Consider the following 13,960-nt stretch of genomic DNA (forward strand, 5'->3'; position numbering starts at 1 on the left):
CATGCATTGTGCATTGTGCCAAACAGAATTATTTGAAGTAAATTCATTTTTACAGTTTTTTGGCCTCGTAAGACTTGAAAATAGCGTATTGTGTGAAAGTTGTCGATGCAATTTTGATGTAATCGATGATCAACATTGTCTAGCATGCGGGCGGCAGCAACTAAATAATAACACATGTTACGACTGCCGAAGGTGGCAATTTAATAACAGACCTATACTTTATCATCGAGCCTTATATCAATATAATGCTGCTATGCGACTATTTATGCAACAGTATAAATTCAATGGTGACTACAAACTACGTAAAATTTTTAATCGTGAATTAATCAACCTAGTTCATCGTTCAGGTATGGATTTAGTAGTAGCAGTTCCTGTTAGCCATCAGACGATGATGACACGTGGATTTAATCAAGTAACTAGTTTGCTAGAAGGTATTGAGTTGACAGAAGTCTTAAAAGTTAAGGTGACGAATAAAATACAACAATCACATTTGAATCGTAAAGCCCGCATGAAAAGGGAACAGCCCTTTTCCATAATCGACGAAAAAATGATTGCGGGACAAAATATTTTACTTGTAGATGATGTGTATACGACAGGAAATACATTGCACCATGCTGCAAATTTGCTATTAATACATGGAGCAAATTCTGTGAGGAGCATTTCATTAGCGCGATGAAAATGAATAAATTGTAATTTTACAGTAAACGCTTACAGATGTGTTATAATAATTGTAGAACCAATATAAAATAACTGACTTAATGATAACGTTTAGAATTTTATCATTAAAGAAGGAAATTTGGAGGAATTAGTTTATGTTAGATTACAATGTACGTGGTGAAAATATCACAGTCACAGATGCAATTCGTGAATATGTGGAAAAGCGTTTGACGAAATTAAATCGTTATATCGAAGAAAATGCCAAGGCCAACGTTAACTTGCGCACATACAAGTCTGATAATTCTGGTAAGGTTGAAGTAACTATTGTGTTACCTTATGTCGTTTTGAGAGCTGAAGATACGAATCAAGATTTATACGCAGCTGTTGATAATGTTTCTGAAAAAGTAGAACGACAAATTCGTAAGTATAAGACAAAAATTAATCGTAAATCGAGAGAAACTGGATTTAAAGGGATTGATTCGAAGGGTGAAATTCCTGAAGAAGAGGTCGATGATTCTGCTCTCCAAATTGTTCGTACTAAGCAAGTTGATTTGAAACCAATGTCACCTGAGGAAGCTGCCTTGCAAATGGATTTGCTTGGACATGTGTTCTTTATCTTTAAGGATGCAGAGTCAAATACTGATTCAGTAATCTATAAGCGGGCTGATGGAAAGTATGGTTTGCTGGAAACGGCCGAATGATATTGGTCATTGTGTGTTATTGACTACAAAGTGGGGAACATTTTTCCATAATTTAGTTAAGAATCGTAAAAGTTTATAAAGTTATCCAAAAGACCAGTTCAATTGCGTATGCTAGATTAAGCAGAGTTTAAATTGAAGAGGTCTTTTATGTTTGGTTGGCAAACGGTATTAAAAAATAAGCATAGTTTAGTTAAGTGGCTATTGGCAGTGGGAATTCCCGTAATTTTAGTGGCAGGTTACCTTGGCGCAACTAGTCATGTAACACAGCATGCGGACCGTTTAAAGGTCGCTGTTGTTAATTTAGACAAACCTGCGCAGTTTGAGGGCGAGCAGCAAAGCGTTGGTGATAAATTAATTAATCAATTTAAAGACAGTAAAAAGTTAGTGATCAAGAAGTATAGTTCAGAAAAGTCAGCTCGAGAAGCCTTAAAGTTGGGACAGGTTAGTAGCGTGATTGTTTTTCCAAATAACATGACGCAGCAGTTAGCTAATTTTAAAAGTTCAGGTAAAAATGTGAACGTTAAGCAAGTCATAGCTACTGGTAATAATCAATTTGCGACACAATATACGAGACGTATGCTTGAAGATTTGGTTAATGAAGCCAATGTCAAATTGAGCATGGGTATCTCGAACGAATCTACCTTGAAAAATTTAGCAAAGCAGAGTAATAGTTTAGCGAACAAAACATCTGATTTGCAAGCTAATTTACAAGCTGTTGGAAATGCTATTGATACAGATACAGCTAAAGATTTGCAGACAGACTCGAGTGATTTAGCCACGCAGTTGGCATCTTATTCTGTAGAGCTTAATACGGCCATTAGTAATAGTGATACCGATAAAATCAAAGAAGCGGCAGCTAAGATAAATGATGTTTCTTACAAAATGCAAACAACGGTAGTAGGCGGAATTAGTAATATTGTTGTGAATTTGAATAATACACAAGCTTTAAGTCAGAAGTCTGGTATTATTCAAACCGAAGCCACATCCGTAAAAAATGGTCAAGCTGCTATTTCCAATAAATTAAAATCATTGCTCGGGGAAAAGTCCGATACGACCACTTCTTTGACGCAGATGCTTACGCTAAGCACAACTGATATTAAGCCAGTGCAAAACGATGGGCAAGCCATTTTGCCACAGGTATTGGCAGTTGGTGTGACAGTAATGGCAATATTATTTGGGTTGATATTGCCGATTAAACCGGAAAAACCAGAGGCACTTGCGCTTGAACAATGGTGGGATAATTTCCAAATTGGTGGCGTATTGAGTGTCATAGGTGCTTTGTTAATGACAACCAGTGCAGTATTGTGGAAAATACCACTTACCAATTTTTGGTTTACTGTGGGCGTGGTTATATTAGCCGAGTGGATCATGTTGAGTTTTGTTTGGTATCTGAAACAATTACTTGGCCAAGCAGGTTGGTGGCTAGCTACAGGCATTTCTGTTTTACAATTAATTATAGTTGCTGTTAGTTATCCAGCAATTGTACAAGATCCAGCGTTTGGTATTTCTAGACCATTCTGGCCATTGACAGCACTAATCAATGCTGTCAATCATATAGCGTTTAGTGGTGAGATACAGCAAAATGTCATGATCTTAGTAATTTGGTGGATTATACTTACCATCTTATTAGTTTCACAGTATCGCTTTAGACAACGAAAAATTTTGACAGAAAAAATTGCTGAATAAAAAAAGCGAGCACATTTGAGCTCGCTTTTTTATTATGAATTAAATATGGTTGAGTCATCGTTAAAGTTAGTAATTTTAGTATGGTCAGTAGCCAATTCAAGTTGTGTGACAGCACCGTTTTTAACACTAATTTTGGCAAAATCATGATAGCCAAAGTAATCAGCAATAGCACGGATAGTTGTACCATGAGAAACGATGAGTACATTATCTCCGTCTTGATGGCGAGAAAGAATATCATCAAAACCGTGTTGTATACGTGTTATAAATTGTTGATAGTTCTCCGCGATTTTGAAAGGGTCACCTTCGCGGATTAAGTCCATCGCTGCAGGCATACCATATTTAGTGATAACATCGGAAAAGTCTGAGAAGGTATCTTTTTTATAAGCCCCAAGAGTTGTTAAGGCCAAACCAGTGTGTACACCTTCAAAATAGCCAAAGTTTTCTTCACGGAAGTCTGGTAATTGAATTGCTTGATTGGGTGAATCAGATTTATTATTGGCTAAGATATATTGTGATGTGTGGATAGTTCGTGTTAAACCGGATGAATAAGCGCCATCGAAGTGTACGTTGGCCAGCCGAGTACCAGCTGCATAACCGTCTTGAATTCCTTTTTCTGTTAAGGGTGCATCAGACCAACCTTGGAAACGATGCAAAAGATTAAAATAGGTTTCGCCATGGCGTACCATGTAGATGTTGACTGTCATAAGTTTCCTCCTGAAGATAACTATTTCCATTTTACCACAAGTATTTTGGTAGCAAAATGAAAAAGATGCATTCCCGAAGGAATGCATCTTTGGTTAATTAGCAGTAACATCATCTTCAGAATGCTTTTCTGATGGTACTTCATCTTCGTCGAAGATACCATTTTGATTTAAATCATCTTTTGGTAAAGGTAATTCTTTGACAATGAATTGAGAAATATAAGCATTATCATAATTAAGTGCTGTCAACTCAAAGTTGGCGACTTTCATAGTGTCTCCGGCACGGAATTCAGGGTCATGATTCAAGACATATCCGGTTAGAGTAACTGCATCATCATTTTCAAGTTCTTTGATATTGCGATTAAAGTAACGTTCAAAATCATATAATGTCATCTTACCTGAAATTTTAAAGCGGTGATCACCGAGTTTTTCAATATAGTCATCGGAAACATCATCAATTTCATCACGGACGGTACCAAACAGTTCTTCATAAATATCTTTGTCAGTAATCAGTCCAGAAGTACCGCCATATTCATCAACAACGATTGCAATAGGAGAACGCTTTATAATCATTTCATCCATGACATCGTGTAGATCCATATTTTCTGGAACAGCTGGAATATCACGCATAATTTTGGAAACGGGATCAGATGACTTAATGCGGGCTTGTCGTACTAAGTCGTAGTTGAAAACATACCCTAAAATTTTATCCTTATCATTATCTGCCACAACTGGGAAACGTGAATATCGTTCTTTTAAGTATAAGTTGAGACCATCGGCAATTGAGGCCGTAACATCGATGATTGTCATAGATGTACGGTCAATCATGATGTCCACGGCGACTTTATCATTCATTTCAAATGCACGTTGCATGAAAGTAAGGTCTTCTTCATCGAGTTCACCAGCGGCAGCAGCATTTTTAGACAACGACAAAATTTCTGTTTGAGAATAAATATCCTCTTCACCGTCTGTCCGGAAACCAAGTAAATGGGTAATACCATTTGACAAATGATCTAATGTCCAAATTAAAGGAAACAGAGCAATATGGAAGAATCGTACAGGGCGTACAATAAGAAGCAACACCTTGACCGGAGACTCAATTGCAATATTCTTCGGTACTAAGTCGGTAAATACAGCATGGACGATCGTAAATATAATCATAGCTGCTACTGAAGATATCGCACGAGCATACTCAGCAGGAAGTAGACCAGAGCCAAGAAGGATATCAGCAACAGTTTCTTCACCTATCCAACCTAAAATCAGACTTGTCAATGTAATACCGACTTGTGCAGTCGATAGGTATTCAGTTAAATGTGTTGTCATATAAATGGCATTGCTAATGTTTCGCGAAGGTTTTTCACGAGTTTCTTGCAATGCCTTTAATGCACTTAAACGTACTTTTACTAATGAATATTCTGTTAAGGTAAACAGAATAGCTAGTAAAAGGACCACCAAAATAACGAAAAAATTGATGATCATAGACGGACCAGAATCCAAATTCTTAAACCTCTTTTCATATTATAACTAATACACATTATAACAAAGATACTGAGCAGACGTTGAATTTTATAACTTTCTTAAGGGAGATTTTTATCAGTATTAGCTATTTCTAAAATATTAATAGGAAGGGAACAAATATATGGTTCTTCTCAATAATTGAATATGATTTATAAAAAAGTAGAGTACTATAGAATCTTAAGCAATACATATTTTAGTGCTTGAAACGTTGGTATAATAGGATTGTTCTTTTTATTTCCCGGCTGTTCTCTGGCAATATTTTTTGGAATAATCCATTCAAATCGTAGGAACAAATGTTCGCTGAGACAACATTAGGGCTTGTAGAATTAATTAAAAAGGGTAAACTTAAGGTCAGTAGTTATTAGATTCAAAGCAAAGTAATAAATATAAACGAGGTCGATATCATGGAAAAAGTTACAGTATATACAAAATACAATTGTGTGCAATGCAAAATGACCAAAAAGTTTTTAGAAGCGCAAGGTATTCCTTTTAAAGAAATTAATATTGAAGAGGAAACTCAATTTGTTGAGGAACTGAAGGCCAGCGGTCATCGCCAAACACCAGTTGTGGCAGTTGAAGGGCTACCAGCATTTTCTGGATTCCGTCCTGATGTGCTAAAGAAAATTTCTGCTTGATTTTCGTTGACATCGTGCGGTGAAAAGCTTATCGATGTTTTTTATTTCATTTTTTCTAGTAAGAATGTTGAAAAATTGTAGATATTTACTGTTAATCAAAAGCATTTTAATATGTAAAGTGTCAACACGGCAATCAATCACATTCAAAACCAAAGGACAATAAACCGATGTCATTAAAAGAATTAGATTTAGAAAACGTAACCTATTTTGATTTAAACAATCAAGTAAACATTCCAAAAAATAATGAGATCCAGCTTGATAAGGATCAAGAGGCATTGAATGCTTTTTTGGATGAAAATGTTTTACCTAATGTGATGCATTTTAATTCCTTGCAAGAACGTCTGGATTGGATGTTTGATAACCACTTCTTGGAACGTGAGTTTATTCAAAAATACAACCTAACATTCATTGAAAAGTTATATGCATATTTAACGGGTGAACATTTTAAGTTTAAATCCTTTATGGCCGCCTTTAAGTTTTACAATCAATATGCGCTTAAAACTAATGACGGCGCATATTATATTGAAACATATGAAGATCGTGTTGCCATGAATGCTTTATATTATGCAGATGGAAATGAAGATTTGGCTTTGCGCTTGGCTGACGAAATGATACATCAACGTTATCAGCCAGCGACACCATCTTTCTTAAACGCTGGCCGAGCTAGACGCGGAGAATTGGTATCTTGTTTTATTATTCAGACGTCAGATGATATGAACTCAATTGGTCGGACTATTAATTCAGCTTTGCAGCTATCCAAAATGGGCGGTGGTGTTGGTATTAATCTTTCAAATGTACGTGAGGCTGGTGCACCGGTCATGGGTATTGATAATGCTGCCGGTGGTGTAGTACCAATTATGAAGTTGTTAGAAGACTCATTTACATTTTCATCACAAGTTGGTGCTCGTCAAGGTGCCGGTGTTGTTTATTTATCGGTTTTTCACCCTGATATTTTATCTTTCTTGTCAACTAAGAAAGAAAACGCTGACGAAAAGATACGAGTGAAAACATTATCTCTTGGATTGACTGTTCCAGATAAGTTTTACGATTTAGCCAAGCAAAATGAGACAATGTACTTGTTTAGCCCAGACGACGTTGAAAAGGTTTATCAACAACCATTTAATTACGTTGACATCACGGCTGAATATGATAATATGGTCGCTAATGATAAAATCCGCAAGCAACGTATTAATGCGCGGTCCCTTGAAGAAGAGATATCTAAGTTGCAACAAGAATCAGGTTACCCATATGTCGTTAACATTGATACGGCTAATCGAACTAATCCGATTCCTGGAAAGATTGTATCTTCTAACCTGTGTTCAGAAATCTTACAAGTACAAACACCGTCAGAAATTGATAATAAGCAACAGTATACAAAATTAGGCTCAGATATTAGTTGTAACTTGGGGTCAATTAATATTGTGAACATGATGAAAACGAATAATTTCGGTGAATCTGTTGATACAATGGTTCGGGCATTAACTTTTGTATCTGATTCGTCTAATTTAGATGTTGTTCCTTCAATTGATTTAGGTAACAAAGAAAAACATGCTATCGGATTAGGCGCCATGGGATTAGCTGCATATTTTGCGCAAAATAAGATGTACTATGGTGATGAAGAAGCATTGGACTTCACATCAACATTTTTCATGATGTTGAATTATTATTCTATTAAATCTTCAATGAGCATTGCAAAAGAACGACATGAAACATTTTATCAATTTGATGAATCGGGTTATGCGGATGGTACATATTTTGATAAGTATGTTCATAAAAATTGGATGCCAAAGACTGAAAAAGTGATAAAAATATTTGCTGACTTTGATGTGCCAACGGAACAGAATTGGGAACGACTAAAAGAGGATGTAGCGAAATACGGTATGTATAATGCCTATCGTCACGCAATTGCGCCAACAGGGTCTATTTCTTATGTTAATGATGCAACGGCCTCTTTATTGCCGATTGTTAACAGAATTGAAGAACGTCAAGAAGGCATGATTGGTAAGGTTTACTATCCAGCACCTGGATTAAATAATGAAACAATGCCATATTATGTTTCAGCATATGATACAGATATGCGCAGAGTGATTGATGTATATGCTGCTGCACAAGAACATATTGATCAAGGAATGGCGTTGACATTATTTATGCGTTCTACATTGCCTGAAAATCTGTACGAGTGGAAGAACAAGCGTACAGATAAAATGACGACTCGTGATTTGACTATTTTGCGTAACTATGCTTTTAATAAAGGCATAAAATCGCTTTATTATATCCGTACGTTTACAGATGACAATCAAGAATCAGGTGTTAACGAATGTGAAAGTTGCTCGATTTAGTTTAAAAAGAGTTTAGCTATGAAATGAAGGAATTAATGACAACTATAAATATTCTTTATGCCTCTACTGAAGGTAATACAAAATCGTTTATTGAAAAGTTAGCAGCTGTTGCTGAATCTAATGGTGATAAATTTTCTGCACGTTTAATAGGTGACGAAACAGAGTATGCAAATGAAACACAACCCTATATTGCTTTCGTACCGACTTATCTGACAGGTGGAACAGGAACAGGGCCGGAAGTTAAAGAGGTTTTTACAAATGCCTTAGGTGAGTATATTGCATTTGGTAATAATGCACGATACTTAAAAGGTGTGGTTGGCTCAGGGAACCGAAACTTCAATATCCAATTTAACTTGACAGCGATTCGTTATGGAAAAAAATTTGATGTTCCAATGATTGCAGACTATGAATTGCGAGGTAGTAAGTTTGATGCAGAAAAGATATATAATAAGATAAAACCTTATTTTGGAGAATGACAATGGCACATATAAACAACGGTTCGTACACAGCAATTAACTGGAATAACATTGAAGATGAATTAGATAAAGCGACCTGGGAAAAGTTAACACAGCAGTTTTGGTTAGACACGCGCGTTCCTATTTCGAACGATTTACGTACTTGGCGTGGTAATATGTCTGAACAAGAACGCCAAACAATGAACTTGGTTTTTGGTGGTTTAACGACTTTGGATACGTTACAATCACAAGATGGTATGGCGCAATTGAAGTTAGATGCCACGAATCAAAAAGAAGAAGCGGTATTGAATAATATTCAATTCATGGAATCGGTTCATGCCAAGTCATATTCATCAATTTTCGAAACATTAAATGAAAAAGTTGAGATTGAAAACATTTTTGAATGGGCAGATTCTAACGAATTTTTACAATATAAGGCGAATAGAATTAATGATATTTATCATAATGGGTCCGCACTACAGAAAAAAATTGCGTCAGTTTTCTTAGAAACTTTCTTATTCTACTCAGGTTTTTACACGCCCTTGTATTTCTTAGGTCATAATAAAATGTTAAACGTGGCGGAGATTATTAAACTAATTATTCGTGATGAATCGGTTCACGGCACGTACATTGGTTATAAATTTCAAATTGGGTTTAATAAAATTTCAGCTGAAGAACGTGCAGAACTACAAAGTTGGATGTATGATCTCCTATATGAATTGTATGAAAATGAAGAGAAGTATACACATGAATTGTATGATGATCTAGGATGGACTGAGCAAGTGCTTACATTCTTACGGTACAATGCTAATAAAGCTTTGATGAACTTAGGCCAAGAGCCAATGTTTCCTGACGGAGCAGAAGATGTTAACCCTGTTGTTATGAATGGTATTTCAACTTCTACTGCAAACCATGACTTCTTCTCGGGTGTTGGTAATGGTTATTTGTTGGGTGAAGTTGAAGCAATGAATGATGATGATTATGATATTGGATTAGAATAAAAAAAGAATCGCGATTGCGATTCTTTTTTTATTTAAACTTCATCATGTGAGAAGAAGGATATTGAAGTAAGAAGTTTTGCTAGGGCTGGATATAATTTCCCAGCAAATATAATCCAAGCGTATGCGAACAATACAGCAGCTACTGTGTCACTGAAGTAATGCGCATTAAAGTATATTCGTGCCATGATAGTCATTACACCAATAACAATGATTGCCCAAGAAATTAAGGATTGTTTTCTTGGCGATTCGATATTAGGAATAACAAGCAAGGAAAGGATGAATATGACTGAAAATATACCAAACACATGACTACTAGGGAATGAGGATCCTTGGTCGTTGAGTAAATGACCAACGGGCCGGCTTCTATTGACAATCAGTCGAATAATAGCATTAAAAATATTTCCAAGAATAATCGTGGTAACCGACCAAATGGCTGGAATACGCAGATTAGCAAGTAATAGGATGGCCGCTAGAATCAATACATAAATGATATCAAGTACGGGTGAACCTAAGAAGGAAAAGACAGTCATCAAGATATCATTTAGATCAGTTTGAATGTCTGCCATGAATGAATGAATGCTGTTGTCAATGATGGTTGGAAATATAAACTTTATTTTAACAAGAACACCAAGTATAAGGGCAGATATGAAGCAGATAATCGCATGACGTAATTGCTTATTTTTTACGGAAATAATCATTGTACTGATCTCCAAAAAGAGTTTTTTAACTCTTTCTAGTATAAGGGATTCGCTATAGGAATTACAATACTATCGTCTCTGCGATGCACAATATTTGTTTCCGATAATGAAAAATTAGTTGCCTGTATAGTCAGGGGCTAATTTGTTGACGGGCGGAGTAAACTCACGCATCGATTCGGCTAAATGTACAAAGTTTGTTACTAAATGTTGGTTAGGTGCATTAACACCGTTTTTATCAGCCAAGTCTGCAATCCACCCGTTAATATAATCGACTTCAGTTGGGCGTCCTTTGACAAAATCTTGATACATTGATGGGAAATGGAGTGGATTACCAATATTTGAAACATAATCAACCTGCTTGACCATCTCATCACGTGTTTCAATTAGTGAAATGCCTGCTGCTTCGGCGGCGTCATAAGCTTCATTGATTAATGGACGGGCAATACCTTCAAGAAAATTATCATAGGCCATTAGCTGACCCATTCGCGACTGGAACATTGTAGCAATAGAATTTTCCACTGCATTGAAAAATACTTTAGTCAATAATGTACCCATAAAGTTTTCCGTATAAGATGGGTTTAAGTGCGCTGCTTTGAAGTCTTCTTGGAGGTTATCCATAACAGTTGATGGTTTTTCGGTTAAATTAGCGTAAACAGAGCTGCCCATGCTTTCTCCACCCATGAAATCAACGTCGCCGTAGTCATTTAAGACAGTGGCAATCATTGCTGTACCACCAATAATGTATTCATCATCAAAATATTTCTGCAACTTTTCAATATGACCCATACCGTTCATTGCGCCAAGGGCGGTCTGTCCAGGTTTGAATTTTGGTGAAAGGCGATCCAAGGTATCTTGGAGTTGCATTTGTTTCATGAAGAAAATCCAAACATCTGGATTACCTTCATATTCTTCAGGAGAAAAAATGTTAATGTCAATTTCGTGACGGTCTTTGTGATCGCGTGATTTCCAAACTTTATCACCTTGTTCGTGAATCTTATCGAGGCTTGCTTGCGTTGGTTCGACAAAATCAACAGGAACACCGGCATTTTCTTGAAGTAAAATGCCGTAACGAAGACCCATTGCACCTGCACCAACAACTGTATATTTCATAATTATAATAACCTCCAAAGACTTGATGAGATAATACTAATACTTTTATCACAAAAAGTCAATTTGACGGATGCGTCAAATGATAAACTTATCGATACGATAGTAACGTTTCTAATTTGATTTCAGTAGTTCGTAAATCATATAACGTTCATTTAGTCTAGCTGATATAATATTAATGTATGCATATTGTCTACTTAAATAATCAACAATATATTGCTCAAAATGTTCATGCAACAACAATAGTTTCATTAATATGTGTGTATATTTTGTCACACCACATATTAAAGTCACTGCGCAATAAAAGTTTTTCATGGCTGGGGGTACTGGGGCGAGTTATTTTTTCACTGTATGCCACGTTGGTTGTGACTGTTACACTCACCTTTTATAAGTGGCCATCATTTGCAACATATTTGGCAATGATAAAAGAGTATGGTGGTTTTGGACAGCACGCATTCGCCCATTTATCTTTTTTCAATTCAGATAATGTTGCCTTCAGCTGGTACCAGTTGACTGGTAATTTTATGTTACTGCTGCCGTTAGGATTTATGGCTCCGTTCCTGTTTCCGAAATGGCGTGGTTTAGTTCATATTGTGCCCAGAATATTTTTAACAACGCTGACTATTGAAATCATTCAGGGAACCAGCACTTTTTTTTATCTTTCAAATCGCATCTTTGATATGAATGATCTTGCTGTAAACACAATCGGGGGCATCGTGGGGTATATTGTTTATCGGATGACCATTTTCGTTATGAAAAAGAACGACAATTTTGTTTCAAACTATGTTGAGAAAGGTGATTTAAATGAGCACGATCTTTATATTAAGTCTTAATCTAGTATGTATTTATTTTTTCTTTTGGTTAATTAAACCAATAAACTTTTCCAGACTAATGCCATATACACCGCGTCAAGCTGCTTTTTTGAAAGTAGTACTCTCCATCATAGGAGGATATCTTTTGGCTAGTTTTTTTGTTTCCGCAACAAATTGGGTTATTCAAATACCAAGTACAATATTGGGAAATTAACTTTTTGAATTGTTAAACATATTTTTAGTTGAGTGTCCCAAATGTATGAGAATCAAGCGAAAAAACATCTTTACAATATGTTATAATTTAATAGATTGTATATGAAAATAATTAACATGAATAAAAGTTAAAGTCTCGGAGACATGAAATGGCAAAAGATATTGGAATTGATTTAGGAACAGCCAATGTTCTCATTTACGTAGAAGGAAAAGGTATTGTACTAAACGAACCGTCAGTTGTTGCGGTTGATGATAAAACAGATCGAGTTTTGGCTGTGGGATCAGAAGCTTATCGTATGGTAGGACGCACACCAGGAAATATTCGTGCAGTGCGACCACTTAAAGACGGTGTTATTTCAGACTTTGATGTCACAGAAGCAATGCTAACCTATTTTGTGGACAAACTTAATGTTAAAGGCTTCATGTCGAAACCTAACATTATGATTTGCGCACCTACAAATATCACAGAGATTGAGCGCAAAGCAATTATACAGGCTGCTGAAAAAGCAGGTGGTGCAAAGGTTTACCTTGAGTATGAACCGAAAGTTGCTGCAGTTGGTGCAGGACTGGATATTTTCAAGCCAATTGGTTCGATGGTGATTGATATGGGCGGTGGTACTTCTGATATTGCCGTATTATCATTAGGAGACATTGTTGTTTCTGAGTCTATTCGAATTGCTGGTGATAAAATGAATTTTGACATTGTTAACTTCTTAAAGCGCCGTCACAATTTAATTGTTGGTGAGCGCACTGCGGAAACAATTAAAATTCAAATTGGTTCTGCTCTTCAGGCTGATGAACCTTTAACAATGGAAGTTCGCGGTCGTGACAACTTTGAAGGTATGCCTAAGACTGTAACAATCAACTCAAATGAGGTTGAAGACTCATTACATGATACGTTACAACAAATTGTTCGTGCTGCACATTCTGTTTTGGCTAAATTACCACCTGAATTAGCATCTGACATTATTGATCGTGGTATTATGTTGACTGGTGGCGGTGCACTGCTGCATGGTATGGATCAATTGCTTTCAGATGCACTGGAAGTACCGGTAGTAGTATCAGATTCACCGCTAGATAATGTTGCTAAAGGAGCAGGAGCCCTACTTGAACATATGAAATCAGGGCGCCGAGGATTATAATGAGAAAAAAAAATCAAAACTTTGACGTTGAATTAATTGTACAAAATCAACAAACACAAGTCTTAGTTGATAAGAAACAAATTGGATATATTGAAAAAGCTGATCGAGGGTTTGTTGGATTTTTTGGGCAACAAGCGATTATTAATCAAGCGAAAGACGAAGACGAGGCCTTGCAAGCAATATTAGCAAGCTTTAATCTAAATCACTAAAAATAAGGCACGTTATGATTAACATGACGTGCTTTGTACATAATTTTTTAAAGAAATAAAGCGGCTAAACAAAATTGAATTCATTT

15 protein-coding genes are annotated in these 13,960 nt (G+C 36.1%); 11 read left to right on the forward strand and 4 right to left on the reverse strand.

The genetic code is table 11. The annotated features are described in order from the left end of the window. Position 1: 1 nt before the first annotated feature. From GJV51_03660 to GJV51_03670, 3 genes are all read left to right on the forward strand, one after another. Positions 2-676, forward strand: a complete 675-nt coding sequence (locus GJV51_03660) for a ComF family protein (GenBank protein ID QGM25101.1) — start codon at positions 2-4, stop codon at positions 674-676. A 136-nt stretch (positions 677-812) separates the two neighbouring features. Next, positions 813-1,358 (forward strand): ribosome-associated translation inhibitor RaiA, encoded by a 546-nt coding sequence (gene raiA / locus GJV51_03665; protein ID QGM25102.1) that lies wholly within the window; start codon positions 813-815, stop codon positions 1,356-1,358. A 147-nt stretch (positions 1,359-1,505) separates the two neighbouring features. Further along, positions 1,506-3,044, forward strand: a complete 1,539-nt coding sequence (locus tag GJV51_03670) for a hypothetical protein (protein QGM25103.1) — start codon at positions 1,506-1,508, stop codon at positions 3,042-3,044. Between the two features lie 32 nt (positions 3,045-3,076). Here the strand turns inward: GJV51_03670 and GJV51_03675 are convergent, their stop codons facing one another. Both GJV51_03675 and GJV51_03680 read right to left on the reverse strand, forming a co-directional pair. After that, positions 3,077-3,748 (reverse strand): histidine phosphatase family protein, encoded by a 672-nt coding sequence (locus GJV51_03675; protein ID QGM25104.1) that lies wholly within the window; start codon positions 3,746-3,748, stop codon positions 3,077-3,079. A gap of 93 nt (positions 3,749-3,841) precedes the next feature. Further along, a complete protein-coding gene (locus GJV51_03680) occupies positions 3,842-5,242 on the reverse strand; it encodes a DUF21 domain-containing protein (protein QGM25105.1) in 1,401 nt (466 codons plus the stop codon). Positions 5,243-5,667: 425 nt separating this feature from the next. Between GJV51_03680 and nrdH the strand changes: the two genes are divergently transcribed. The 4 genes from nrdH to nrdF all read left to right on the forward strand — a co-directional run bounded on the left by nrdH (position 5,668) and on the right by nrdF (position 9,693). After that, positions 5,668-5,898, forward strand: coding sequence for a glutaredoxin-like protein NrdH (nrdH, locus tag GJV51_03685; GenBank protein ID QGM25106.1), 231 nt, complete (start codon positions 5,668-5,670; stop codon positions 5,896-5,898). A 167-nt stretch (positions 5,899-6,065) separates the two neighbouring features. After that, positions 6,066-8,237, forward strand: coding sequence for a class 1b ribonucleoside-diphosphate reductase subunit alpha (gene nrdE / locus GJV51_03690; GenBank protein ID QGM25107.1), 2,172 nt, complete (start codon positions 6,066-6,068; stop codon positions 8,235-8,237). 35 nt (positions 8,238-8,272) lie between these two features. Then, on the forward strand, positions 8,273-8,713 hold the full coding sequence (locus tag GJV51_03695; GenBank protein ID QGM25108.1) for a class Ib ribonucleoside-diphosphate reductase assembly flavoprotein NrdI: 441 nt from the start codon (positions 8,273-8,275) through the stop codon (positions 8,711-8,713). 2 nt (positions 8,714-8,715) lie between these two features. Continuing rightward, on the forward strand, positions 8,716-9,693 hold the full coding sequence (gene nrdF, locus GJV51_03700) for a class 1b ribonucleoside-diphosphate reductase subunit beta (protein QGM25109.1): 978 nt from the start codon (positions 8,716-8,718) through the stop codon (positions 9,691-9,693). Between the two features lie 32 nt (positions 9,694-9,725). Here the strand turns inward: nrdF and GJV51_03705 are convergent, their stop codons facing one another. Further along, the gene (locus GJV51_03705) at positions 9,726-10,391 is read right to left on the reverse strand and encodes a phosphatase PAP2 family protein (protein QGM25110.1); all 666 of its coding nucleotides are present in this window, start codon (positions 10,389-10,391) and stop codon (positions 9,726-9,728) included. Positions 10,392-10,505: 114 nt separating this feature from the next. Continuing rightward, entirely contained in the window at positions 10,506-11,501 is a 996-nt protein-coding gene (locus GJV51_03710; protein ID QGM25111.1) for a 2-dehydropantoate 2-reductase, read from the reverse strand. A 179-nt stretch (positions 11,502-11,680) separates the two neighbouring features. On the opposite strand from GJV51_03710, the gene GJV51_03715 reads away from it, so the two are divergent. The 4 genes from GJV51_03715 to GJV51_03730 all read left to right on the forward strand — a co-directional run bounded on the left by GJV51_03715 (position 11,681) and on the right by GJV51_03730 (position 13,874). Then, complete coding sequence (locus GJV51_03715; protein QGM25112.1) at positions 11,681-12,331, forward strand: VanZ family protein; 651 nt, start codon at positions 11,681-11,683, stop codon at positions 12,329-12,331. Further along, on the forward strand, positions 12,303-12,524 hold the full coding sequence (locus GJV51_03720; protein QGM25113.1) for a DUF1146 domain-containing protein: 222 nt from the start codon (positions 12,303-12,305) through the stop codon (positions 12,522-12,524). The genes GJV51_03715 and GJV51_03720 overlap by 29 nt, the downstream gene beginning before the upstream one ends. A 148-nt stretch (positions 12,525-12,672) precedes the next feature. Further along, complete coding sequence (locus tag GJV51_03725; protein QGM25114.1) at positions 12,673-13,665, forward strand: MreB/Mrl family cell shape determining protein; 993 nt, start codon at positions 12,673-12,675, stop codon at positions 13,663-13,665. Further along, a complete protein-coding gene (locus GJV51_03730; protein ID QGM25115.1) occupies positions 13,665-13,874 on the forward strand; it encodes a DUF2969 family protein in 210 nt (69 codons plus the stop codon). Before GJV51_03725 ends, GJV51_03730 begins: the two co-directional genes overlap by 1 nt. The last annotated feature ends 86 nt before the right edge of the window (positions 13,875-13,960 follow it).

Origin of the sequence: Leuconostoc mesenteroides subsp. mesenteroides, assembly GCA_009676745.1 — a bacterium.
In the GTDB taxonomy this organism is placed as follows: domain Bacteria; phylum Bacillota; class Bacilli; order Lactobacillales; family Lactobacillaceae; genus Leuconostoc; species Leuconostoc koreense.

Bases quoted from the DNA above. Each gene is read 5' to 3' on its own strand.
- GJV51_03720 (QGM25113.1), top strand. From the start codon at position 12,303: ATGAGCACGATCTTTATATTAAGTCTTAATCTAGTATGTATTTATTTT.
- GJV51_03670 (QGM25103.1), top strand. From the start codon at position 1,506: ATGTTTGGTTGGCAAACGGTATTAAAAAATAAGCATAGTTTAGTTAAG.
- GJV51_03675 (QGM25104.1), bottom strand. From the start codon at position 3,748: ATGACAGTCAACATCTACATGGTACGCCATGGCGAAACCTATTTTAAT.
- raiA (QGM25102.1), top strand. From the start codon at position 813: ATGTTAGATTACAATGTACGTGGTGAAAATATCACAGTCACAGATGCA.
- nrdH (QGM25106.1), top strand. From the start codon at position 5,668: ATGGAAAAAGTTACAGTATATACAAAATACAATTGTGTGCAATGCAAA.
- GJV51_03715 (QGM25112.1), top strand. From the start codon at position 11,681: ATGCATATTGTCTACTTAAATAATCAACAATATATTGCTCAAAATGTT.
- GJV51_03710 (QGM25111.1), bottom strand. From the start codon at position 11,501: ATGAAATATACAGTTGTTGGTGCAGGTGCAATGGGTCTTCGTTACGGC.
- GJV51_03660 (QGM25101.1), top strand. From the start codon at position 2: ATGCATTGTGCATTGTGCCAAACAGAATTATTTGAAGTAAATTCATTT.
- GJV51_03695 (QGM25108.1), top strand. From the start codon at position 8,273: ATGACAACTATAAATATTCTTTATGCCTCTACTGAAGGTAATACAAAA.
- GJV51_03725 (QGM25114.1), top strand. From the start codon at position 12,673: ATGGCAAAAGATATTGGAATTGATTTAGGAACAGCCAATGTTCTCATT.
- nrdE (QGM25107.1), top strand. From the start codon at position 6,066: ATGTCATTAAAAGAATTAGATTTAGAAAACGTAACCTATTTTGATTTA.
- nrdF (QGM25109.1), top strand. From the start codon at position 8,716: ATGGCACATATAAACAACGGTTCGTACACAGCAATTAACTGGAATAAC.
- GJV51_03730 (QGM25115.1), top strand. From the start codon at position 13,665: ATGAGAAAAAAAAATCAAAACTTTGACGTTGAATTAATTGTACAAAAT.
- GJV51_03705 (QGM25110.1), bottom strand. From the start codon at position 10,391: ATGATTATTTCCGTAAAAAATAAGCAATTACGTCATGCGATTATCTGC.